Annotated in this window: 24 protein-coding genes; 13 read left to right on the plus strand and 11 right to left on the minus strand. The window is 63.7% G+C overall.

Annotated elements, in window-relative coordinates; all coding sequences use genetic code 11:
* Positions 1-64: 64 nt before the first annotated feature.
* Positions 65-541 (plus strand): transcription elongation factor GreA, encoded by a 477-nt coding sequence (greA, locus tag M2335_RS08040; protein ID WP_181559920.1) that lies wholly within the window; start codon positions 65-67, stop codon positions 539-541.
* Between the two features lie 90 nt (positions 542-631).
* Positions 632-1,300 (plus strand): rhomboid family intramembrane serine protease, encoded by a 669-nt coding sequence (locus tag M2335_RS08045; RefSeq protein ID WP_264594347.1) that lies wholly within the window; start codon positions 632-634, stop codon positions 1,298-1,300.
* Positions 1,301-1,347: 47 nt separating this feature from the next.
* On the opposite strand, the gene M2335_RS08050 is transcribed toward M2335_RS08045, so the two are convergent.
* From M2335_RS08050 to M2335_RS08070, 5 genes are all read right to left on the minus strand, one after another.
* On the minus strand, positions 1,348-1,584 hold the full coding sequence (locus tag M2335_RS08050) for a DUF4170 domain-containing protein (RefSeq protein WP_181559918.1): 237 nt from the start codon (positions 1,582-1,584) through the stop codon (positions 1,348-1,350).
* Positions 1,585-1,687: 103 nt separating this feature from the next.
* Entirely contained in the window at positions 1,688-2,134 is a 447-nt protein-coding gene (locus M2335_RS08055) for a hypothetical protein (protein WP_264579087.1), read from the minus strand.
* Between the two features lie 7 nt (positions 2,135-2,141).
* Entirely contained in the window at positions 2,142-2,483 is a 342-nt protein-coding gene (locus tag M2335_RS08060) for a hypothetical protein (RefSeq protein ID WP_264570613.1), read from the minus strand.
* Positions 2,480-2,869: a phage holin family protein gene (locus M2335_RS08065; RefSeq protein ID WP_264594348.1), complete on the minus strand. Its 390-nt coding sequence runs from the start codon at positions 2,867-2,869 to the stop codon at positions 2,480-2,482. The genes M2335_RS08060 and M2335_RS08065 overlap by 4 nt, the downstream gene beginning before the upstream one ends.
* 28 nt (positions 2,870-2,897) lie before the next feature.
* A complete protein-coding gene (locus M2335_RS08070) occupies positions 2,898-3,401 on the minus strand; it encodes a hypothetical protein (protein WP_181559914.1) in 504 nt (167 codons plus the stop codon).
* A 197-nt stretch (positions 3,402-3,598) separates the two neighbouring features.
* Here M2335_RS08070 and eno point away from each other — a divergent pair, with 197 nt between their 5' ends.
* The 4 genes from eno (at position 3,599) to M2335_RS08090 (ending at position 7,914) form a co-directional block, all read left to right on the plus strand.
* Entirely contained in the window at positions 3,599-4,873 is a 1,275-nt protein-coding gene (gene eno, locus M2335_RS08075) for a phosphopyruvate hydratase (RefSeq protein ID WP_264570610.1), read from the plus strand.
* Positions 4,874-5,015: 142 nt separating this feature from the next.
* A complete protein-coding gene (locus M2335_RS08080) occupies positions 5,016-5,327 on the plus strand; it encodes an FtsB family cell division protein (protein WP_181559912.1) in 312 nt (103 codons plus the stop codon).
* Between the two features lie 119 nt (positions 5,328-5,446).
* Positions 5,447-6,520: a pyruvate dehydrogenase (acetyl-transferring) E1 component subunit alpha gene (pdhA, locus tag M2335_RS08085; protein WP_181559911.1), complete on the plus strand. Its 1,074-nt coding sequence runs from the start codon at positions 5,447-5,449 to the stop codon at positions 6,518-6,520.
* Complete coding sequence (locus M2335_RS08090; protein WP_264594349.1) at positions 6,520-7,914, plus strand: pyruvate dehydrogenase complex E1 component subunit beta; 1,395 nt, start codon at positions 6,520-6,522, stop codon at positions 7,912-7,914. Before pdhA ends, M2335_RS08090 begins: the two co-directional genes overlap by 1 nt.
* 121 nt (positions 7,915-8,035) lie before the next feature.
* On the opposite strand, the gene M2335_RS08095 is transcribed toward M2335_RS08090, so the two are convergent.
* Positions 8,036-8,554, minus strand: a complete 519-nt coding sequence (locus M2335_RS08095; protein ID WP_264579084.1) for a nuclear transport factor 2 family protein — start codon at positions 8,552-8,554, stop codon at positions 8,036-8,038.
* Positions 8,555-8,733: 179 nt separating this feature from the next.
* Here M2335_RS08095 and M2335_RS08100 point away from each other — a divergent pair, with 179 nt between their 5' ends.
* The 5 genes from M2335_RS08100 (at position 8,734) to M2335_RS08120 (ending at position 16,208) form a co-directional block, all read left to right on the plus strand.
* Entirely contained in the window at positions 8,734-10,167 is a 1,434-nt protein-coding gene (locus tag M2335_RS08100; protein ID WP_264573039.1) for an MFS transporter, read from the plus strand.
* Positions 10,168-10,261: 94 nt separating this feature from the next.
* Positions 10,262-11,692, plus strand: coding sequence for an NAD-dependent succinate-semialdehyde dehydrogenase (locus M2335_RS08105; RefSeq protein ID WP_264594350.1), 1,431 nt, complete (start codon positions 10,262-10,264; stop codon positions 11,690-11,692).
* A gap of 70 nt (positions 11,693-11,762) precedes the next feature.
* A complete protein-coding gene (locus tag M2335_RS08110) occupies positions 11,763-12,815 on the plus strand; it encodes an amidohydrolase family protein (protein WP_264570604.1) in 1,053 nt (350 codons plus the stop codon).
* Entirely contained in the window at positions 12,812-14,428 is a 1,617-nt protein-coding gene (locus tag M2335_RS08115; RefSeq protein ID WP_264594351.1) for an MFS transporter, read from the plus strand. The genes M2335_RS08110 and M2335_RS08115 overlap by 4 nt, the downstream gene beginning before the upstream one ends.
* Positions 14,429-14,549: 121 nt before the next feature.
* Positions 14,550-16,208 (plus strand): GMC family oxidoreductase, encoded by a 1,659-nt coding sequence (locus M2335_RS08120; RefSeq protein ID WP_264594352.1) that lies wholly within the window; start codon positions 14,550-14,552, stop codon positions 16,206-16,208.
* A gap of 52 nt (positions 16,209-16,260) precedes the next feature.
* Here M2335_RS08120 and M2335_RS08125 read toward each other — a convergent pair whose 3' ends face one another.
* The 3 genes from M2335_RS08125 to M2335_RS08135 form a co-directional block, all read right to left on the minus strand.
* A complete protein-coding gene (locus M2335_RS08125) occupies positions 16,261-17,259 on the minus strand; it encodes an LLM class flavin-dependent oxidoreductase (RefSeq protein WP_264575634.1) in 999 nt (332 codons plus the stop codon).
* 61 nt (positions 17,260-17,320) lie between these two features.
* Positions 17,321-17,782 carry a DUF3237 domain-containing protein gene (locus M2335_RS08130; RefSeq protein WP_181559904.1) on the minus strand — a complete coding sequence of 154 codons (462 nt, stop codon included), beginning with the start codon at positions 17,780-17,782 and terminating at the stop codon, positions 17,321-17,323.
* Between the two features lie 93 nt (positions 17,783-17,875).
* Positions 17,876-19,354 carry a carotenoid oxygenase family protein gene (locus M2335_RS08135; RefSeq protein WP_264570600.1) on the minus strand — a complete coding sequence of 493 codons (1,479 nt, stop codon included), beginning with the start codon at positions 19,352-19,354 and terminating at the stop codon, positions 17,876-17,878.
* Between the two features lie 67 nt (positions 19,355-19,421).
* Between M2335_RS08135 and M2335_RS08140 the strand changes: the two genes are divergently transcribed.
* Both M2335_RS08140 and M2335_RS08145 read left to right on the plus strand, forming a co-directional pair.
* Complete coding sequence (locus tag M2335_RS08140) at positions 19,422-19,964, plus strand: MarR family winged helix-turn-helix transcriptional regulator (RefSeq protein WP_264570599.1); 543 nt, start codon at positions 19,422-19,424, stop codon at positions 19,962-19,964.
* Between the two features lie 97 nt (positions 19,965-20,061).
* Positions 20,062-21,363 (plus strand): MFS transporter, encoded by a 1,302-nt coding sequence (locus M2335_RS08145; protein ID WP_264585222.1) that lies wholly within the window; start codon positions 20,062-20,064, stop codon positions 21,361-21,363.
* Positions 21,364-21,448: 85 nt separating this feature from the next.
* Here M2335_RS08145 and fdhD read toward each other — a convergent pair whose 3' ends face one another.
* Both fdhD and M2335_RS08155 read right to left on the minus strand, forming a co-directional pair.
* Complete coding sequence (gene fdhD, locus M2335_RS08150) at positions 21,449-22,243, minus strand: formate dehydrogenase accessory sulfurtransferase FdhD (protein ID WP_264594353.1); 795 nt, start codon at positions 22,241-22,243, stop codon at positions 21,449-21,451.
* A complete protein-coding gene (locus M2335_RS08155; protein WP_264573033.1) occupies positions 22,209-22,484 on the minus strand; it encodes a formate dehydrogenase subunit delta in 276 nt (91 codons plus the stop codon). Before M2335_RS08155 ends, fdhD begins: the two co-directional genes overlap by 35 nt.
* Positions 22,485-22,486 lie beyond the last annotated feature (2 nt).

Consider the following 22,486-nt stretch of genomic DNA (forward strand, 5'->3'; position numbering starts at 1 on the left):
GCCGACCGGATCCCCGGCGGACTAGGGAGTTCGCGCATTGTTGCGCTGGAAATAGGGAGTCGAGATGGCGACCGTTGAGAAGATGCCGATGCTGCAAGTCGGTTATGACAAGCTGACCGACCAGCTCCGCGCGCTCAAGGCCGAGCGTCCCAAGATCGTGGATGCGATCGAGGAGGCACGCGCCCATGGCGATCTTTCGGAAAACGCCGAATATCACGCCGCCAAAGAGCGTCAGGGCCAGGTCGAGGCGACCATCGCCGATCTGGAAGACAAGCTTTCCCGCGCGCAGGTTATCGATCCCACGACGCTGTCTGGCGACAAGATCATCTTCGGCGCCACGGTCACCTTGCTGGACGAGGATGACAAGCCGGTGCGCTATCAGATCGTCGGCCAGGCCGAGGCTGACGCGAAGCTGGGCATGATCAGCTATAACAGCCCGCTTGGCCGCGCCCTCATCGGCCGTCAGGTCGGCGAGGATGTCGAGGTGACGGTGCCGTCCGGCGACAAGTTCTATCTGGTCAACAAGATCGAATTCATCTGATCCGCAGTCGCGCCATGATTATGTCTTTTCTGGTTGCCGCACCGGCAGCGTTCACGCTGTCGGTTCGCGCCGCAGCCGGCTGACATCGCGATGCAGCTTCCCAAAGGTCCGGCGACCAACATTCTGGCGGCGATCATCGTTATCGTCTTTCTGCCGTTGTATCTCACCGGGGAGATGGGGCGAGCGGCGCTGATTGCCGGGTTCATTTCCGAGCGCGTCACGTTGCTCTCGTCGTCCGAAGCGCTGACCTTCAACGTGCCATGGCTGCCGCTGTGGATCACGCCGCTCACCGCCACGCTGCTGCATGGAGGATGGATGCATCTGGCCTTCAATGTGCTGATGCTGATCTTCTGCGGCCGCTTCGTTGAAAATCTGCTCGGTCCAGGCCGGCTCGTGGTGATCTATGTCGTCGGCGCCTATGCCGCAGCGCTCGGGCAGTGGCTTTCGAGCTTCTTTTATGCGCAAGGGGAGGGCTGGGTGCCGATGATCGGCGCAAGCGGCGCGATTTCCGCCGTGCTCGGAACCTATGCGTTCATTTACAGCCAGCGCGGCGTGAAGGCGATCGGGCCCGTGCCGGCCTATATCGTCCGCATGGTCTGGCTTGGCGCGGCGTGGACCATCCTGCAATTGCTGATCGCGCTGGCCGGCGGGTTCGACAGTTTCTTCGGCGGGATCGCCGTGGGCGCCCATATCGGCGGTTTCATCGCCGGTCTGATGCTCGCGCGCCCCCTGCTGGCCCGACGGTTCCGGGCGTCCTGACGGAAGCGTGCTAAAGCTGGTATAGCACCGCCAGCCGAGCCAGTCCGTCAGTGGGCGTGATCCTCGGCATCATCCGCGCTCGGATCGAGCAAGCGATGCAGATGGACGATCACATAGCGCATTTCCGCATCGTCCACGGTCCGCTGAGCCGCGCCGCGCCAGGCCGCTTCGGCACTCGCATAGTTCGGGAAGATGCCGACGATGTCGATGGCATTCAGATCTTCGAATTCGAGTTTCTGCGGGTCTTTGACGCGACCGCCCATCACGAGGTGCATGAGGCTCAAGAAAGTGCTCCGGATTTATGCCCGGCAAGAGGCGCCTGGGCGTTGTCGATTGCTAGCAGCCTCGGCCGGTTCTGCCAAGAATGGCGACACTGGCCTTGCGATCCTAGGCGTCCGATTTCTTGTCCGAACGCGGCTTCTTGATGCGCTTGCCGATCAGGCGGGCGGCTTCGACCGCCGCCGTTTGAAGCGCGGCCTTTTCCGTCTTTGCAAGATTGGCGAACATGGTCTGCGCGGCCTGACGCGCCCCGGAGTTGCGCACAGCGCGCTGCGCGGCGCGCCCGGCCTTGCCCGCAGCTGATCCGATGGCCAGCTTGGGCAGGAAAATGGCGATGACGGCCCCGGCTGCGGCCGCCGCGGCCACTGCCGCGATGGGATGTTCCTGAAACATCCGGTTGGTTTCATTGGCCGCGCGATAGGCCTTTTCCCGCGTGTCAGCGACCACGTCCTCGCCCCGCTCGCGCACCGTGGCAAGCGTGCTCCCGACCTTGTCCTTCACCTGGTCAAGCGTAGAAGCCGTTGGGCGGCCTTTCTTCGTCTTCGGGGCGGTCATCGTCTGATCAACTGTCCTCTTTCTGGCTCCACAGAGCGCGATTCAACCAGACGAGCCAAGCACCACGCATCACGTAGAGCAAGATGAATCGCACGGGGCGCCAGAAGAGAAGGCCGACCGCACCGGTCGCGCCCAGCGTCGTCAGGACGGGATGGCGACGCAGCGTTCCGCGCGCGGCCTGTTTGGCCTGCGACACCTTCTGCTGAACCGCTTCGACGGCGTCGTCCTTCAGATGCGCCGGGCTCAACCGTTCGCGAACCCCGTCCAGTGCAGAGCGGAAGCGCTCTCTCGCACCATCCGCGCGCTGGCGTGCCTCGGCCAGTTCGAGAGGGGAGGGCGCACTACTCATGGCCGGTCTGCCTTGCTGAGGGGAGAGAGGGCACGCTTGACCATTAGGCCGCAGAGTAAAGCGAGCAGCAAGAGAACGCCGGCCACGATCAGAGCTGCGCCGAGCCAACCCACGGAGGGCGCGAGCGCAATCACCGCCGCCGCGACCAGCGCAACAAGCGCCAGACTGACGAACAGAAAGGCGAGGACGCCTAACAGCGCCGCGCGGCGGGCCGCCGCGGCAATCAGTCCCGCTTTGAGCTTCGCCCACGTCAGTTCCGCCTCGGCGAGTTCGCGGCCCGATGCAATCAGCCGCGAAAAGCTCTCGCCAATGGTCTCCTTTTCAAGCGCGTCTTCAGGGTCCGGCGGGGTGCTCGCCGCAGTGTGCATGGTGTCGGGATCACTCATCGATCAATGCCGGCCGGCCTTTCCAGCCTTAGCTGTCACTCGATGAGCCCCGCATCATGCGCATGAGCACAAAGCCAACCACCGCCGCCGCACCAATCGCCACCGCAGGGCTTTTGCGCACGAAGTTGCGCGCTTCCTCGGTGAGCTGGTCGATATCCTTGGCGTCCAGCGAGTCCGCCGCGCCGGCGACGGTTTCCGCAGCCTTGCGGGCATAATCGCCATATTGCGGGCCGAGCTTGGAATCGACGGTTTCGGCGGTCTCGGCGATCAGCTTCGAGAGGCCATGGAGGGCATCGCCCGTCGTGTTCTTAGCCGTCGTGGCGGCACCGCGTGCGGTGGCCTTAGCCTGCTCGGCAAATTCGCCGGCCTGCTCGCGCCAGTCGGTGCTCGATCCGGTCTCCGCGCCCCGCGCCTCTGCTGCCGTGGACAGCGCAGCCGACTTCGCGCTCGTCGCATCAGATGCAGCCTTGCGCGCCGACGTCGCCTTCGACGTGCTCTTGCGGGTCGTTCCGGTGCTATTGGTCTCGGCCATGGCGGGTTCCTCTTTTGATACAGAACAGGCTTGCCTGTTATAGCAAGGCTCGCCCTCTTTAACAGACCTGCGGCGGCAAATGTTCCCGCCATTGCACAGAAACAGCAAGATAAGCCGAGCCGCCCGCCATTGCCATGAGGGAGTGCGCTCGCTAATCCGCGCCGATAATTTGCCAGACGGAAGGGGAAGGCACAGCCATGACCGCAATTCTCGACATTCACGCCCGCCAGATCCTGGACAGCCGCGGCAACCCGACGGTGGAAGTCGACGTGTTGCTGGAAGACGGCAGCTTCGGTCGCGCCGCCGTTCCCTCGGGCGCATCCACCGGCGCTTATGAAGCGGTCGAGAAGCGAGATGGCGACAAGTCCGTCTATCTCGGCAAGGGCGTTCTCCAGGCCGTCGATGCAGTGAACGGCGAGATTGCCGAAGCGATCACCGGCATGGATGCCGAGGATCAGGGCGATGTCGACGCCGCAATGATCGAGCTGGACGGCACGGAGAACAAGGCGCGGCTCGGCGCCAACGCCATTCTCGGCGTAAGCCTCGCGACGGCCAAGGCGGCTGCCGATGCGCGCGGCCTGCCGCTGTACCGCTATGTCGGTGGCGTCTCCGCCCATGTGCTGCCGGTGCCGATGATGAACATCATCAATGGCGGCGAACATGCCGACAATCCGATCGACTTCCAGGAGTTCATGATCATGCCGGTGGGGGCGGAGAGCATCGCCCACGCCGTGCAGATCGGCTCGGAAATCTTCCACACGCTCAAGAAGGGCCTGCACGACAAGGGTCTCGCGACCGGCGTGGGCGACGAGGGTGGGTTTGCGCCCAACATCGCTTCAACGGTCGAAGCGCTCGACTTCATCATGCAGAGCATCGAGAAGGCCGGTTACAAGCCGGGTGAGAATGTCGTGCTGGCGCTCGATTGCGCAGCGACCGAGTTTTTCAAGAATGGCAGCTATGTGATCTCCGGCGAGGGCAAGACGCTCTCCCCGGCCGAAATGGCCGACTATCTCGCGGACCTCGTCGCGCGCTACCCGATCAAGTCGATCGAGGACGGCATGAGCGAGGATGATTTCGAGGGCTGGAAAATCCTGACCGACAAGATCGGCGACAAGTGCCAGCTGGTGGGCGATGATCTGTTCGTCACCAACCCCAAGCGCCTCGCCATGGGCATCGAGAAGGGACTCGCCAACTCCATGCTGGTCAAGGTCAACCAGATCGGCTCGCTGACCGAAACGCTCGCCGCCGTCGATATGGCCCACCGTGCGCGCTACACCAATGTGATGTCGCACCGCTCGGGTGAGACTGAGGACGCGACCATTGCCGACCTGGCGGTCGCCACGAACTGCGGCCAGATCAAGACCGGCTCGCTGGCGCGCTCCGACCGGCTCGCCAAGTACAACCAGCTCATCCGTATCGAGGAAGAACTGGGCGACCGCGCTTATTATGCGGGAACGTCGATTTTCCGCTGAGGCGTTTTTAACGGTCCGGGTGGAGGCGAACGATCCGTTGCGCATCCCCCGGGCCGACGGCTTGTCTACAAAGTTAATGCAATTTGTCGCATTCGTTCATTTTGGGCTTGCATTGCAACGGTCGGCGTGATTCCAAGGGCCCATGGCGCATCTGGCAAAATTGAGGTTTCTTCTTGGTTCGGCGTTCACGCCGGCCATTGCCATTTTCCTGCTCCTGCTCTTCATCGGCTATGCCATCATTGGCCCGAACGGCATTCTCGCCTGGTCCGATTACAGCCGGCAGCTCAAGCAGCGGCAGGCCGAGTTGTCGGCGCTGCACAAGCAGAAGGCCGCGCTGGAGAATCGGGTGAAGCTGCTCGATCCGCGCCATGCCGATCCGGATATGGTCGACGAGCTGGTCCGCAAGCAGCTCGGCGTCACGCACCCCGATGAAGTCGTCGTTCCAATGAAATGACTAAGGGTGCGGTCGACTAACCAGATTTCGCCACCCATTTAACCTATCTGGACATTGCGCTCCTGCCGGTGCCGTGCCTATAGCTGGCTGTAACAGCCACGCGAGAAGGACCTGAAACATTGGCGAAGCCAGCTTCCAGACGCGCGCAAAATGCCCCTGCATCCACTGCCACGGCGCCGTCTGCGGACCATAACCGGGAGCGCCCCGGTGAGCCCAATCCCTATGACGCGAGCCAGGAAGAGCTGCTCGAATTCTACCGTCAGATGCTGCTCATCCGCCGCTTCGAGGAGCGGGCCGGGCAGCTTTACGGTCTCGGCCTGATTGGCGGCTTCTGCCACCTCTATATCGGTCAGGAAGCGGTTGCGGTCGGCATCCAGTCGGCGTTGACGCCCGGCAAGGACAGCGTGATCACCGGTTATCGCGATCATGGCCACATGCTTGCTTATGGCATCGATCCCAAGATCATCATGGCCGAGCTGACGGGCCGGGAGGCCGGCATTTCGCGCGGCAAGGGCGGCTCGATGCACATGTTCAGCGTCGAGCATAAGTTCTTCGGCGGCCATGGCATCGTCGGCGCGCAGGTCAGCCTCGGCACCGGTCTGGCGTTCGGTCACAAATATAACGAGGATGGCGGCGTGTGCGTCGCGTACTTCGGCGACGGCGCGGCCAATCAGGGCCAGGTCTATGAGAGCTTCAACATGGCCGAGCTGTGGAAGCTCCCGATCATCTATGTGATCGAGAACAACCAATATGCCATGGGCACCTCCGTGGCGCGTTCCTCCGCCGAGGATCAGCTCTATCGTCGCGGCGAGAGTTTCCGCATTCCGGGCATCCAGGTCGATGGCATGGACGTGCTGGCCGTGCGCGGCGCCACCGAGGCGGCGCTGGAGTATGTCCGCTCCGGCAAGGGGCCGATCCTGCTGGAAATGAAGACCTATCGCTATCGCGGTCACTCGATGTCCGATCCGGCGAAGTATCGCTCGCGCGACGAAGTGCAGCACATGCGCGACACGTCCGATCCGATCGAGGGCCTCAAGAAGATTCTCGCCGATGCCGGCGTGAAGGAAGAGGATTTGAAGGCCATCGATACGAAGATCCGCAAGGATGTGAGCGAGGCGGCCGACTTCGCGGAAACCTCGCCCGAGCCTGACATGGCCGAACTTTATACCGATGTGCTGGTGGAGCAGTATTGATGGGTCTCGAGATCAAGATGCCGGCCCTCTCGCCGACGATGGAAGAGGGGACGCTGGCCAAGTGGCTCGTCAAGGAAGGCGATGAGGTCAAGGCCGGCGACATCATGGCCGAGATCGAGACCGACAAGGCGACGATGGAGTTCGAGGCTGTCGATGAAGGCACCATCGAGAAGATCCTAATTGCCGAGGGCACCGACAATGTGAAGGTCGGCACGGTGATCGCCATGCTCTCCGGCGAAGGCGAAGAAGCGCCCGCACCGGCCGCGCAAGCTCCCAAGGCCGAAGCGCAGGCCGCGCCCAAGGCTGCGGACGAGGCTGAGGCGCCCAAGAAGGCCGAGAGCGGCACCGCCAATCTCTCCGGCAGCAAGGCGAGCGCGGTGACGGACCCGGCGATCCCGGAAGGCACGCAGATGGTCAAGACGACCGTCCGCGAAGCGCTGCGCGATGCCATGGCCGAGGAAATGCGGCGCGATCCGCGCGTGTTCCTGATGGGCGAGGAAGTCGCCGAATATCAGGGCGCCTACAAGGTCACCCAAGGCCTGCTCGAAGAGTTCGGCCCCAAGCGCGTGATCGACACGCCGATCACCGAGCATGGCTTTGCCGGCATCGGCGCGGGCGCTGCCATGGGCGGCCTCAAGCCGATTGTCGAGTTCATGACCTTCAACTTCGCCATGCAGGCGATGGACCAGATCATCAACTCGGCCGCCAAGACCAACTACATGTCCGGGGGGCAGATGCGCTGCCCAATCGTGTTCCGTGGCCCCAATGGGGCGGCGAGCCGGGTTGGCGCGCAGCACAGCCAGAATTACGGCCCGTGGTATGCGGCCGTGCCGGGCCTGATCGTGATCGCGCCCTATGACAGCTCGGATGCCAAGGGCCTGCTGAAGGCCGCGATCCGCAGCGAAGATCCGGTGGTGTTCCTTGAGAACGAACTGGTCTACGGGCGCAGTTTCGAGGTGCCGCAGCTTGACGATCATGTCCTGCCGATCGGCAAGGCACGCATCGTCCGCCCCGGCAAGGATGTGACGCTGGTGAGCTATTCCATCGGCGTCGGCGTGGCGCTCGAGGCAGCCGAAACGCTCGCCGCCGATGGCATCGATGCCGAGGTGATCGATCTGCGTACGTTACGCCCGCTCGATACCGCGACGGTGCTGGAAAGCCTCAAGAAGACCAACCGCCTCGTGGTGGTCGAAGAGGGCTGGCCGGTCTGCTCCATCGCCAGCGAGATTGCGGCGGTCTGCATGGAGCAGGGCTTCGACGATCTCGATGCGCCGGTGCTGCGCGTGACCAATGAGGATGTGCCGCTGCCTTATGCGGCCAATCTCGAAAAGGCGGCGCTGATCGATGCGGCGCGGGTCGTGAAGGCTGCCCGCAAGGTCTGCTATCGGGATTGAGATAGGGTGGGGCGCTCATATGGGCGCCCCGCGACCTTTGATGGCGCGAGAGGTCTTGGCTGCCCTGGGCTCCTGCCTTCGCAGGAGCACCAGCCTTTGTCCCTCCATTCTCTGTCTTAACTCAGGGAAGGCGCGCGGCGCGTCCCGGATTTTCGGCACCGGCGCGACGGCCCGGCAATTGCTCGTTGAAGATCTTGCGGCTAACGAACTTCCAGGCGCCATCCACCTTGCGCATCTTATCCTCATAATGGCCGTAGCTGCCGATATGCGGGGTATGTCCCGTGCCGTTATTGGCTACCTCGAACCAGTAGATCACGCCCTTGGCCGTATCGCCATGCACATAGATGGCCTGATTGGTGATGAAGTGGCGCAGGGTGACAGGCTGGCCTGAGCCATCGTCGCCATAATATTGCTTGATGGCTTCCTTGTAGACGCCGATTTCCTTGTAGATTTCCTCCGGCCCGACGGCGGTGCCGCCTGCCCATTCCAGCACGCCTTCGGGCGCGAACAGGGCGGCGTAGCTTTCGGCATCGCCCCAATCGAGCGCCATGAGATACTCGGCTTCAAGCTGCATGATCGCGGCGCGATCGGCGGCATAATCCTCCTGCGCCGCTGTAGGGCGCCCGGTTTCGTTCGGCATAATGATGTCCTCTCCTCTGCCTGTGCCATGGCGCAGGCTCGCAAGAGGTTAGACGAGGGGCTTCGCCTGTGCAATTAAAGCTGGACAGAATCAATCTCAGCGGTTGAAACTGGCAGGATAACGAGCCGCAGGAAATGGAACCGGTGCGGCGCCAGGGCGAGCAGAGAGGAATTCACGACATGGCAATGGCACCTCAGGCGGCACACTCCGTGCCGGGCGACGATGCTGGGGCCGCGTCGCAGCAATGGCCCTCCAGCCCGCGTGCCTATTTTGCGCTGACTGTCATCATCATCGCCACCTTCCTGAGCTTTTTCGATGCCACCGTGTTTGGGATGCTGGCGGAGCGGATCAAGGTCGATTTCGGCCTGTCCGATACGCAGCTTGGCATATTGGGTGGTCCGGCAAGCATCATCTTCTACGTCTTCGTCGGCATTCCGCTGGCCCGGCTCGTGGATATCTATCCACGCAAGATGATCCTCGCGATCAGCGCGGCGGTGACGGGCGGCGTCACCATGCTCAGCGGTCTGGCGCAGGGCTTCGGCCAGTTCATCGCGGCGCGGATGCTGTTGGGCGCTGGTGGATCGGCGCATGGCCCCGGCTCTTATTCGCTCATTGTGGACATGTTCCGGCCCAAGAAAATCCCGATTGCCTTCGCGCTGCTGCAGTTCGGCTTCATCGGCGGCACCACGCTTGGCGTGCTGTTCGGTGGTATGATGATCGGCGCGGTATCGCATTGGGATACCAGCTATGTGTGGGGCCTGCGCATCTTCAACTGGCAGTGGATCTTGATCGGCCTCGGCCTGCTGTCCTTCCCGGCGGCGCTGCTGTTCCTACTGGTGAAGGAGCCGGCGCGGCGGGCGGCTGTGGCCGACCCGATCGCAGTGCCTCAGAAAGCCAGCTTCGGCCGCAAGATCGCCACGTTCATGGGCTTCGACGCCATTCGCGGCATTCAGGCGAAAGGCATGGTCTATTACCCGCTGTTCATCGCGCTGGCGCTCAGCGCGACGGAAAGCCAGGGCATCGGCTTCTGGCGCGTGCCTTTCCTCGTGCGGACCTATGGCATGGACGAGGCGCAGATTGGCGCGGTGCTCGCGCCCATGCTTCTGGTCGCGCAGCTTGCCGGCCTCGTGCTCGGTGGCCTGATGGTCTCGTGGTTCGGCCGCAAGTATAAGGATGCGAACGTTCGCACGGCGGCGATCTGCTTCACCGCGGTCACCATCTGCACGCTGGCCGCGCCGCTGATGCCGACCGGGCACCTCGCCATGGGCGCGATGGCTGTGGCGACGCTCTTCGGCCTTGCGGGCGCGCCGGCGCAGAATGCCGCCGTGCAGCGCGTCGCGCCGCAAGCCATGCGCGGGCAGGTGACGGCGCTGTACCTGTTTATGTTCACCTTCTTCGGCGCGATGGGCAGCCTCGTGATCGGTGTGGTGGCGCAATATGTCGTGCGGGATGAGGCACGGCTGTGGCAGGCGATCTTCATCACCGCGCTCGTACTGCTTCCGCTCGCCACGATCAGCATGTGGCGCGCCTGCAAGCCCTATCGTGAGGAAATCGAGCGCCTGGAGGCAGCAGAAGCTGCGGCTGTGAGCAAAGCAATGCCTGCGGGGAGTTGACGACTCATCATTGAGTTCTCACAGGGGATATTGCGCGACGCCGGGCTTTGGTCCGGCGTCACTCTGTTTTGCTGAGAGTCCCGAGAGGATGGCTATGACCAATTATCCTGCCCTGCACATGATCATCGATGGCGAGGCCGTGACCGGCGGTGATCGCCGAACGCAGACCATCGTCAATCCTGCGACAGGCGAGACCCTGGGCGAGCTGCCACTGGCCACCACGGCGGATCTCGACCGCGCGCTGGAAACCGCGCAGCGCGGGTTCAACCGCTGGCGCAACTCCACGGCGCAGGAGCGTGCTGCCGTGCTCTCCGGCGCAGCGCGTCTGCTCATGGAGCGGCAGGAGACGCTGGCCCGCATCGCCACGATGGAGCAGGGCAAGACCCTGCCTGAATCCCGCATCGAAGTGATGATGGTCGCCGGCCTGTTCAATTTCTACGCGGGCGAGGTCTCGCGCCTTTATGGCCGCGCGCTGGTGCGCCCGGCCGGCATGCGCTCGACGGTGACTTATGAGCCGGTCGGCCCGGTTGCGGCCTTCTCGCCCTGGAACTTCCCGCTCGGCAATCCTGGCCGCAAGCTGGGCGCGCCGATTGCGGCGGGCTGCTCGGTGATCATGAAGTCTGCCGAAGAGACCCCGGCGTCCGCGCTCGGCGTGCTGCAGTGCCTGCTCGATGCCGGCCTGCCCAAGGACGTCGCGCAGGCCGTGTTCGGCGTGCCCGATGAGGTGTCGCGCCACCTGCTGGCCTCGCCGATCATCCGCAAGCTCAGCTTCACCGGCTCGACGGTGATCGGCAAGCATCTCGCCAAGCTGGCGGCCGAAGACCTGAAACGCACGACCATGGAACTCGGTGGTCACGGCCCGGTACTGGTGTTCGACGATGTCGACGTCGACCGCGTGCTGGATGTTATGGTCGGCCACAAATATCGCAACGCCGGCCAGGTCTGCGTCTCGCCGACGCGCTTCATCGTGCAGGAAAATGTCTACGAGCGGTTCCGCGACGGGTTCGCGAGCCGTGCCAAGGCGCTCAAGGTCGGCAATGGCCTTGAGGATGGCATCCAGATGGGGCCGATGGCCAATGAGCGTCGCCCGGACGCCATGGAGCGGCTCATCGGCGGTGCTGTCAGCAGCGGCGCCAAGCTCAGCGCGGGTGGCGAGCGCATCGGCAATCAGGGCTTCTTCTATGCCCCGTCCGTGCTCAGCGAGATTCCGCTCGATGCCGAGATCATGAACGAGGAGCCGTTCGGCCCGGTCGCGCTCATCAATCCGTTCGGCAAGGTCGACGATATGATCGCGGAAGCTAATCGCCTGCCTTATGGTCTCGCCGCTTACAGCTGGACGGACGACGTCAAGCTGCAGCGCCGCGTGGCGCGGGAAGTCGAGACCGGCATGCTCGGCGTGAACAGCGTTGCCATCGGCGGTGCGGACTCGCCGTTCGGCGGCGTCAAGTGGTCGGGCCACGGCCATGAGGACGGTCCCGAGGGCCTCCACGCCTGCCTCGTGACCAAGGTCGTCCACGAAGGCTGATCCAGAATACAAGCCCCGGTGCCCGTGCAGGTGCCGGGGCTTTCTTTCCCCCTTTTCCCAGGAGAGTAACATGACTCACGCGCTCAACACCGGCGGCGATCGCGGCTATCTTCGCATCGCGACCGAAGAGGCTTTTGCGACGGCCGAACAGCTCGACGCCTTTCTGAAGCTGGTCAAAGAGGGGCGGGCCGACAAGGCGACCACGTCGCTCTGGGGTTTCTACGGCACGTCGCCTTCCGAGCGGACCCAGTTCATTCGCGATCGGCTGCTCGATCTGGACGATCTGCGCATTCAGGCGATGGACGAGACCGGAATCGACGTCGCCATTCTCTCGCTGACATCGCCCGGTGGACAGGCATTCGAGACCGATGAAGCCAAGACGCTGGTCCGCAATGCCAACGACGTTCTGAAGGCCGCCTGCGAGCGCCACCCGTCGCGCTATGTCGGTATGGTCTCCATCGTCCCGCAGGACGTGCAGTGGTCCGTCGAGGAAATCGCACGCGGCAAGAACGAGCTGGGCTTCAAGGGCGTGATGGTCAACAGCCACACCAAGGGTCACTATCTCGATGAAGAGCAGTTCGACCCGATCTTGAAGGCCTGCGCCGACAATAATCTGCCGCTGTACATCCACCCGCAGTCACCGCCGGATGCGATGATCGCCGGCATGGTCGAGGCTGGCCTCGATGGCGCGATCTTCGGCTTCGGTGTCGAGACCGGCTACCATCTGCTGCGTATCCTGACGACGGGTGTGTTTGACCGCTATCCCAACCTGACCGTGTGCGTCGGCCATGGCGGCGAGGCGATCCCCTACTGGCTGTTCCGCATGAACTACATGCATCAGGCTGGCGTCCGCTCGAAGCGCTATGAGCGCCTCAAGCCGCTCAACCACGACCTGTTCCACTACATGCGCAACAATGTCTGCGTGACGACGAGCGGCATGGCCTGTCCGCTGGCGATCAAGCTGTGCATCGATCAGCTCGGTGAGGACCGGGTGATGTACGCGATGGATTATCCCTATGAATATGTCGCCGATGAGGTGCGCACGCACGACAATCTCGACATTTCTGCAGAAGCCAAGAAGAAGCTGATGCAGACCAATGCCGAGCGGGTCTTCAACCTGTGACGACCCCGCCGGTGTCGGGCCGGGTGACCGGCACCGCCTGGTATGCGCTGGCGTTGGTGGCTCTCACCAACGCCATGTCGCTGCTGGATCGCAACATCCTCGCCATTCTCGCGCCGCGCATCAAGGCGGACCTGCAGATTGGCGATGCCGAGCTGGGGCTGCTGTACGGAACGGTGTTCGCGCTGTTCTATGCGTTGTTTTCCCTGCCGCTCGGTCGCCTGTCGGATGGCTGGATTCGCACGCGCATTCTGGCTCTCGCCATCGGCTTCTGGTCCTTTTCCGCCGGTCTCGCTGCCTTCGCCAGCGGCTTTGCGATGCTTGCCATTTCCCGCCTCGGGGTCGGGATCGGCGAGGGAGCGACGTCGCCGGCGGGGACATCGCTGCTGTTCGATTATTTCCCTAAGCATCGGCGCGGTCTCGTGATGGGCACGATTGCTGCCTCCATTGCCGTCGGCCTTGGCATGTCCAACGTGGTCGGCGGGGTCGCGGCGGGCTGGTGGGAAGGGCTTTATCCTTCCGCTCAGTCAGCGCCGCTGGGCCTTGCCGGCTGGCAGTTCGCGTTCCTGGTCGCCTCGGTGCCCGGATTTGTGCTCGCATTGCTGCTGTGGCACCTCAAGGAGCCTCAGCGCGGCGCGATGGATGGCATCGCATCCCGGCCGGATCCGGCGCCGTTCCGCTCCAGCCTCGCGCTGCTCGGTGCGGTGACGCCCGGCACCAATTTGCTGAGCCTCGCCGCCAGCAAGGCCAGTGCCCGCCACTGGACCGCCAATATCGGCGTCATGGTGCTGGTGGTCGGCCTGATGACGCTGTTCGTGCATCTGGCTTCGGCCTTCTCGCCGCGCCCGGCGCTCAGTTTCGGTGGCGTGCCGCTCAATCCCCACATCCTGCAATGGGGCGTGATGGGCTTTGGCATCATCGTGATCTTCAACCTGTTGCAGCGGCTGGCGCTTGCCGATCCGCCGACCTATCAGGTGACGGTGCGCTCGCCCGCGCTGATGATCGCGATTGCGGTCGGCGCGCTGCAGACGGTGATCAATTACGGCATCATGGGCTTCACGCCCGCCTTCATCATGCAGACCTATGGCACTTCGCCTGCCGAGACTGGCGTCACCTTCGGCCTGCTCTCGCTAGTGATCGGCGTGATCGGCCCGATGATTTCGGGGCCTCTGGCTGACTGGTTCGACAAGTCCATGCCGGCGACCGGCCGCGTGTATCTCACCCTGTTCGCGCTCGGCGTCTCGCCACTCATCGGGGTCTGGACCTATCATGCGCCGGATGCGTTCGGCTTCTACAGCCGCTTCGTGCTCTACAGCGTCATCCTGACCTGCTGGATGCCGCCGCTCTACTCGCTGATCTATGGACTTGTGCTGCCCCGCATGCGCGGCATCACCGCAAGCACCTATCTCATCATCTCCACCATTTTCGGCCTCGGCATGGGGCCCTATCTGGTCGGGATGATCTCGGATGCCACGGGTGATCTGCGCACCGCGATCCTCAGCGTCAACTGGATGGCGATTCCCATCATCGTCCTGCTGGTCATTCTCCTCACCCGCATCCGCAAGGACGAGAGCCTCATTCTGGTCCGCGCCCGGGATGCAGGGGAACCTGTCTGATGCTTTGACCTGCTCAGCATCCTCTCATTGTTGACTTTGTTCGAAATGGCGCTTTGTGTCATAAGAACTGAGTCGAGCCGCGCGGGGGACGTGCGCGGTGCAATGAGAGGATGACAAGAGCATGACGGACGAGAGAACTGTCGATTACGTGATCGTCGGAGCGGGCAGCGCGGGATGCGTTCTCGCCAACCGGCTCTCGGCGGATCGGGGCACGGAAGTCGTCCTGCTCGAGGCTGGCGGCGATGATCGCCCGACGCGGGAATTGAGCCAGTTCCGCTCCAACATGATGATCCATATCCCGATCGGTTTCGGCAAGACGCTGAACGATCCCAAGGTCAACTGGCTGTACGAGACCGAGGTCGATGAGGGCTCGGGTGGCCGCCCCCACAAATGGCCCAAGGGCAAGGTGCTCGGCGGCTCGTCGTCGCTTAACGGCATGCTCTATGTGCGCGGCCAGTCGGCCGACTATGATGGCTGGCGTCAGATGGGCAATGAGGGCTGGGCATGGGACGACGTGCTGCCCTATTTCAAGAAGAGCGAGGACCAGACCCGTGGCGCCATGGAAGGTCATGCGCAGGGCGGTGAGCTGGCTGTCTCCGACTTCCCCGAGCATCACCCGATCAGCAAGGCCGTCATCGATGCCTGTGTCGAGGCTGGCTATGCCTATAAGGATGATCTGAACGACGGCGATCAGGAGGGGACCAGCTGGTTCCAGATGACCGCGCGCAACGGCAAGCGTTGCTCGACGGCCGTGGGTTTCCTCCATCCGGTCATGGACCGGGTCAATCTCACGGTCGAACTGCGCGCCATGACGACGCGCATCCTCTTCGAAGGCAAGCGCGCGGTGGGGGTTGAGTTCGTCCAGCATGGTCGCCTGCGCCGCGTGAAGGTGCGCAAGGAAGTGATCCTTGCCGCCGGCGCGGTCGAGAGTCCCAAGCTGCTGGAAATCTCCGGCATCGGGCAGGGCGGGATCGTCCGGGAGCTGGGCGTGAAGCTGGTGCACGAGCTGCCCGGCGTCGGCGAGAACCTGCAGGACCACTATATGATCGGCTGCCAGGCGCGGCTGAAGCCGGGCACGCCGTCGGTCAATTCCATGGCCAGCGGCCTGCCGCTGATCGGCCAGGTGCTCAAATATGGCATGACCCGCAAGGGCCTGCTTTCCTACGCGGTGGCGCATGGCTGTACCTTCCTGCGGTCGCGCGAAGGGCTGGAGACGCCGGACATCCAGATTCACACCATGGCGGCGTCCATGGATCTGGAAGTGCTGAACGCCAAGCAGCAGCTGGCGCTGGAGAAGGAGCCAGGCATGGCCTCCAACCCCTGCCAGCTGCGCCCGGAATCGCGCGGGCACATCCACGCCCGCTCGCCCGATGGCACGCAGGCTCCCAAGATCACGCCAAATTATCTGCAGGACCCGATCGACCAGCAGATGGCCGTCACGCAGCTCAAGATCATTCGCGAAATCTGGCAGCAGCCGGCAATCGCCAAATATCTGGCCGGCCCCGATCCGTTCGGCGAGACGGACGATCAGATGTTCTTCTATGCGCAGGTCGCCGGCGGCACGCTGTATCACGCCGTCGGCACGGCGCGCATGGGCAGCGACCCCAAGGCGGTGGTCGATGCGCGTCTTCGCGTCCACGGCGTTCAGGGCCTGCGCGTGGTCGATGCCTCGATCATGCCCAAGATCGTCTCCGGCAACACCAATGCCGCGACGATCATGATCGGCGAGAAGGGATCGGAAATGATCCTGGAAGACGCGAAGAAACTCGCACCGGCCTGAACGGGCCAGCGTGCGGCTTCAATGCTGAACGAAAAACGAAGCCGCCTGCGCGTCAGGCGGCTTCGGTCATTTCATGGAAGGCTTGCGCGATCAGCGTGAGCGACTTGGTGCGGGCCTGCGGATCGAAAGCGGGGCTGTGGACGATCACCTCATCCACCCGCGTCCGCTGGACGAACTGGCGCAGGCCGCGCGCGACATCATCGACCGTGCCGAACGCGCTGCATTGCATGACATGCCCCAGCATCGCGCTGAGCGATGGATCGAGGCTCGCGACATAATTCTCCACCGGCGGAGGTAGCTTGCCGGGGCGGCCGGTGCGCAGCGCCACGAAGTTCTGCATCATGGAGCTGGCGACATATTCCGCCTCCGCCACCGTGTCCGCAGCGACGACGCTCATCGCCGCCGCCGCATAGGGTTCGCGCAGAGAGGCGGACGGGCGGAAATCGCGGCGATAGATGGTCAGCGCTTCATCCAGCAGATCGGGCGCGAAATGCGAGGCGAAGGCGTAGGGCATCCCGAGTGCCGCCGCGAGTTGCGCGCCGAACAGGCTGGACCCCAGAATCCACATGTCGATCTGCGCACCGCGCCCAGGCACGGCGAGCAGGCCGAGGTCAGGCTCACCGGTAAAGTGAGCGCGCAATTCCACCACGCTGCGGGGAAATTCCTCGGCCTCCTGCCGGGTGTCATGGCGGATGGCGCGGGCCAGTCGGCCGTCGGCGCCGGGTGCACGCCCGAGGCCGAGATCGACACGGCCGGGGAAGAGCGCGTCCAGCGTGCCGAACTGCTCGGCGATGATATAGGGTGAGTGATTGGGCAGCATGATGCCGCCCGAGCCGACGCGGATGGTCTTGGTCGCCCGCCCGGCCTCAGCGATGATGAGCGCGGTGGCCGCTGCTGCCACGCCGGCCATGCCGTGATGTTCGGCGATCCAGTAGCGATGATAGCCGAGTGCTTCGGCATGGGCGGCGAGCGGGCCGACGCGCTTGATCGCATCGCCGGCGCTCTCGCCTTCGACAACGTTGACGAGGTCAAGGAAGCTGAGTTTGGTCATCGATCCAAGATGGGATCGGCACCCCCGCTACGCAACCGGTGGCGGGCGGGGCGCTTGGGGATCAGGTGACGCGCCAGACCCACAATTTGATGCCCGCCTTGTAGCGCGCGCCCGAGCAGACGAAGATGCTGCGGTTCATCCAGTCATATTTGCCTTCCGGCGCGATGAATTCCGGCACGGTGCGGAAATAATAATCCGCCGGATCGACCTCATCGCCTGCCGCCAGTCGCGCCATCACATCGGGCGGGCCATGGCGCAGGCCACGATTGCGGATCTGGATGACGACGCCGTCATCGGTCTGCAGCGCGTAAAGGGCATCGGCGACGGTGACGCCGTCCGGCCGGGTGAGTTGGAAGTCGGCGGCATTGCCGAGCAGCTTGCCCTTGATCAGCGGCCCTTCGACACGGCCACCCTCGAAGATCGGGATGATGCGGCGGGTGCCATCAACGGTGTTGCCGAGCGGCACCGGCGCGCCGAGATCGCCGCCGGCTTCATAGACGAATTCCAGCCCGGGCTGAATCATGAACGTGCTTCCTTGAGACTTGAAGTTTGAGGCGGCAACCCCGGCGCGCCCGCATAAGCGCGCGCCGGGGCTGTGGCTGGATGATCGCTAGGGTCAGGCGGCTTCGCGTTCCAGGCCGATCTGGTCCGCGCTGGCCCAGTTGCCGTGCAGGCCAAAGCGCAGCGCGAAGGGGATATGGATCGTGGCGACCGGCCCCTTCTCGATGTCCAGCGCTTCGAAGATCAGCAGGTCGCTCTTGTGGTCGGCCAGGCGATTGCAGACCTGCACGATCCAGCCGTCGCCTTCCGGCGCGTCCTTGGAGCGCGGCACGAAGGCCGGCTCCTGCAGCGAAGAGGTGGGGCCGCACCACCAGTGCTGCTCCTTGCCGGTCTGGTGGTCGATCAGGAACAGGCAGTTCATCAGGAAGCCGCCGGCGCTGCCGCCCTTGAGCTCGACCGGACGCTTCATGTCCATCTCCAGCATCCAGCCATAGCGATAGGGCAGGCCGGTGACGCGGTCATCAATGCGGGGGAATTCACCCGACGTCTCCGTGAGGCGGGTGACGCTGTCGAACTCGTCGCTGTTGGACGCCATGTCGACCGTCCAGCGGGTGAGGTAGCTCGCCGCCTGCTGCGGGTTGAAGGGCGCGCCATGCACGTCCGGGAAGAAGGGGAACATGTTGTTCGCCGCTTCCGGCACGTCGATGTGGACCTTGGTGCCGTCCTGATAGGCGTTCATCACATGCGACGCGAAGCAATTGTCGCGCTTGAACCAGCGGATGTCTTCCTGTTTCACGTCGTCACGGCGGGGAATGATGCCGAGATAGACGGGCAGGGTGGTATCGAAGCCGAAATGCGGCAGGCCCTTCTCGAGGCGCTCCCAGCTGCCAATCGAGGGCACGATGTGCAGGACCAGATAATCCTTGGTCACGCCGAAGTCGTGCATCATGCAGTAATAGGGCGCCTTGAACCACAGTTCGCGGACCAGTTCGCCTTCAGGGCTGACCTCATAGAGGCACACATCGTCGGAGCACAGGCCGCTCGCGGCATAGCCGATGGCAACCATGTTGCCCGTGTGCGGGTCGATCTTGGGGTGCGCGGTGAAAGTCTGGCCGGTCATCTTGCCGCCGAACTTCTCGAACCCGATGGTCTCCATCGTGTCCGGTTCCATGACGAGGGACGGGCTGTCCTCCTTCATGGCCCAGAGCTTGCCGGCGAACACAAAGGCGTTGGTGTTCGCGGTCGAGCGATACTCGCCCTTGACGGATTCATCGTCCGTCAGCGGATTGCGATAGGCACCGAAGAGCGCCTTGCCGGCCTCGTTCTCCAGCTTCCACTTGGCGGTCTTGGCCCAGCGCTGCTTGATGTCGCACTGGCCATCATGAATGTGGAAGCGCGTGATCATGCCATCGCCGTTGAAGCTGATGTCATCACCCAGGCGTGGCGGGAATTGCGGGTCCGGCTGCACGCGGAAGAAGGCGCCATTCAGCTCGGGCGGAATCGTGCCCTCATGCACGAGATTCGGAATGTCGCATTCGATGCGCGACGGGCTGTTGAAACCTGTGAAAGCGGGGGTATTGGGGAATTGCGCCATAGCTTGCTCCTCTTGCGCAGGTTTGTATGCTATGCATACCAATTGGGCAATTCCCATTGCTTAATCAATGGCCGAACCGTTCCGGTTCTCGGGGGTAAAGATTTTGGAAGCACGCGCACGTCAACGTCCTCTTGTGGCCGCCAAGGGTGGTGGAAGTGCGACGCCATCGCCTGCGCCCGCGCAGATCGACGATGATATCGGCGCGATCGACGACATTATCGGCTTCCATATCCGCCTTGCCCATGGCGCGGCCTACCGGCATTTCACCGAGACTTTTTCCGAGCTTGGGCTGACCCAGAAGATGGTCTCCGTCCTCTGGCTGATCAGCGATCATCCGCACATCGCGCAGGCCGATATCGGCCGCCGCCTGCAGATGGACCGGGCGACAACGATGGCGATCATCAACCGGTTGGAAGCGCGCGGCCTATTGGTGCGCGGCGCCTCCACGCTGGATCGGCGCCGGCAGACGCTCACGCTGACCGCCGACGGGCAGGCGGCCCTTAGCGACGCGCGGCGTTGCATCGACGAGCATGAGCAATGGCTCAAGTCCCGTTTTACCAAGAAAGAAGCCACGTTGCTCATCGAGTTATTGCGCCGTATTCACGAGTAGATTCGGCCTGTGAGGTCGCCGATGCGGTCCACTGCCTGGAGAGGAAAGCCCAACCATGTCATCGTCTGATCCTGTTGAGATCATTAATGAGTCGCCGATGTCCGTTCGGCAGTGGATTGTCGTGGTCTTGATGATCCTGCTGAACGCGCTGGACGGTTTCGACGTGCTGTCGAGCGCCTTTGCGGCGCCGGGCATTTCGGCGGAATGGGGCATCCCGCGCTCGGCGCTGGGCATCGTCCTCTCGGCCGAGCTGGTCGGCATGGGCTTCGGCTCGGTCATCCTCGGTGGTGTCGCAGACCGCATCGGCCGCAAGGACACGATGCTGATCTGCCTCGTCGTCATGGCGATCGGCATGTATCTGGCCCATGCCGCGACCGGCGTGACGCTCCTGACGGTATGGCGCTTCGTCACCGGCCTCGGCATCGGCGGGATGCTGGCGGCGACCAACGCCGTGACGGCGGAATCGACCAGCAAATCCTCCCGCAGTCTCGCCATGGCGCTCTACGTCATTGGCTACCCGATCGGCGGCGTGGTGGGCGGCTTTGCCGCGCAGAGCTGGCTGCTGGTGGAATATGATTGGCGCGCGGTGTTCATGTTCGGCGCCGTGGTGACCGCGATCATGATCCCACTTGTCTTCTTCCTCGTGCCGGAGACGCCTGCATTCTACGCCGCGCGCCGGCCCGCGAACGTGATCGAGAAGGTCAACCGCTCGCTCCGCGCGCTGCGCAAGCGGACCATCGAGGCACTGCCGCCGCTGCGTACGGAAGGACCGCAGCCCAAGGTGACCGATATCCTGTCCAAGCCGGGCCTGCGCAAGGTCACCTGGCTGTTGGCCTTCGGCTACATGTTCCACACGCTCACCTTCTATTACATCCTCAAGTTCGCAGTGCAGATCGTTGCGGATTCCGGCTTCTCGCAGGCCGATGCCGCCAGCACGCTCACCTGGGCCAATATCGGCGGTGCGATTGGCGGCGGTCTGTTCGGCTTCCTGCTCAAGAAATGGGACATCAAGGGGCCAACGATTGCCATGATGATCGCCGGCGTGGTCGCCGTGGCATGGTTCGGCATGGGGCATGGTGAGCTTGGCGAATGGCGCGTGGCGGCATTCCTGTCGATGTTCTTCCTCAACGCGGCCATTGTGGGCTTCTATGCCGCCTTCGCGCGGGGCTTCCCGGCTTATGCCCGCGCCACGGGTACGGGCTTTGTCCTCGGCGTGGGGCGCGCTGGCGCGGCTGGCTCGCCCATCGTCGCCGGGCTGCTCTTCGACGTGCTTGGCAAGGGCGAGTTGCTCACCGTATCGCTCATCATGAGCCTTGGCTCGGTATGCGCCATCTTCATGCTGCTGTTGCTGCCGATGCGCGATGGCGATGCGATTGCTCAAGCCGAGGCCAAGGCCTGAGATCTGGGTCCGCCGCCCCCCCTCTATGCGGGGCGGTGGATAGTCAGATACTGACTGATGTGACGAGGGCAGGGGGGCGAGACGGTCAGCCCGCCGTGACGCGGAGCACTTCGTCCGGCCGGGCCAGCGCATAGAGCGAGAGGCCCGCAGCCTCGGCCCGCGCTGCCGCCATGCTGGTTGAGACCGAGATGGTCACAAGGGTGTGGGCGCCGGCGCGGACCGTTTTCTCCACGATCTCATAGCTGCAGCGCGCCGTGGAAAGCACGAAGCCGGCGTCCATTGTCTGCCCTGCGCGGGCCATGGCGCCGACGAGCTTGTCCAGCGCATTGTGCCGGCCGACATCCTCGCGGGCCATCAGGATTGTGCCATCCTGCGCGACAAAGGCAGCGGCGTGCATCCCGCCTGTGGCGCGATTGCCCGGCTGATGCGCCCGCAAGGCGTCCAGCGCCGCGAAGATCGCCGCCGGTGCGAGCGCCTCATGCGCGGCGACCGGGGGGAGGGCACGCGAAACGGCTTCCAGATTATCGATGCCGCACAGGCCGCAACTCGACTCGGCCACGCGCGTGCGCACGCGCTCTTCAAGCTTTTCGAGCGCCAGTGAGGTGATGGTCGCACGCGCGATCCAACCGAGATCGGTCTCGACGATATCGATGTCAGTGACATCGCCCGGTTGCGCGGCCAGGCCCTCGGTCAGCGCGAAACCGGTGATGAAGTCGTCCAGATCAAACGGACTGGCCATCATCACGGCATAGGAAAGGCCGTTATATTCCAGCGCGACCGGCACTTCCGGCGCAAAAGGGCGCGCGACCGGACGGCTGGAGCCATCCGGTCGAAGGGCGACGAGGTCAGCCGGCGTCGTTGTAGCCAGGATCGTTCTCATCCGCGCTCGCGAATTCGGTGGCCCGCGTCATGTGCGGCACCGGCCCATCCACCATGGCGATGGCGCGCGCGGCGAGCGGCGACATGTCGGCGGGGTCGACGGCCTTGATCCCGGCGAGCATCCGCGGGTCCCAATACATCTTGATATGGTCGGCGGTGGCGAGGGCCGCCTGATCGTGGCCCAACGCTTCGAAATTCCGCGCGATCTGGTTCGCCATATAGATGAGGCGGCTGGCTTCCATGA

Source organism: Sphingobium sp. B12D2B (genome assembly GCF_025961775.1).
Lineage (GTDB): Bacteria > Pseudomonadota > Alphaproteobacteria > Sphingomonadales > Sphingomonadaceae > Sphingobium.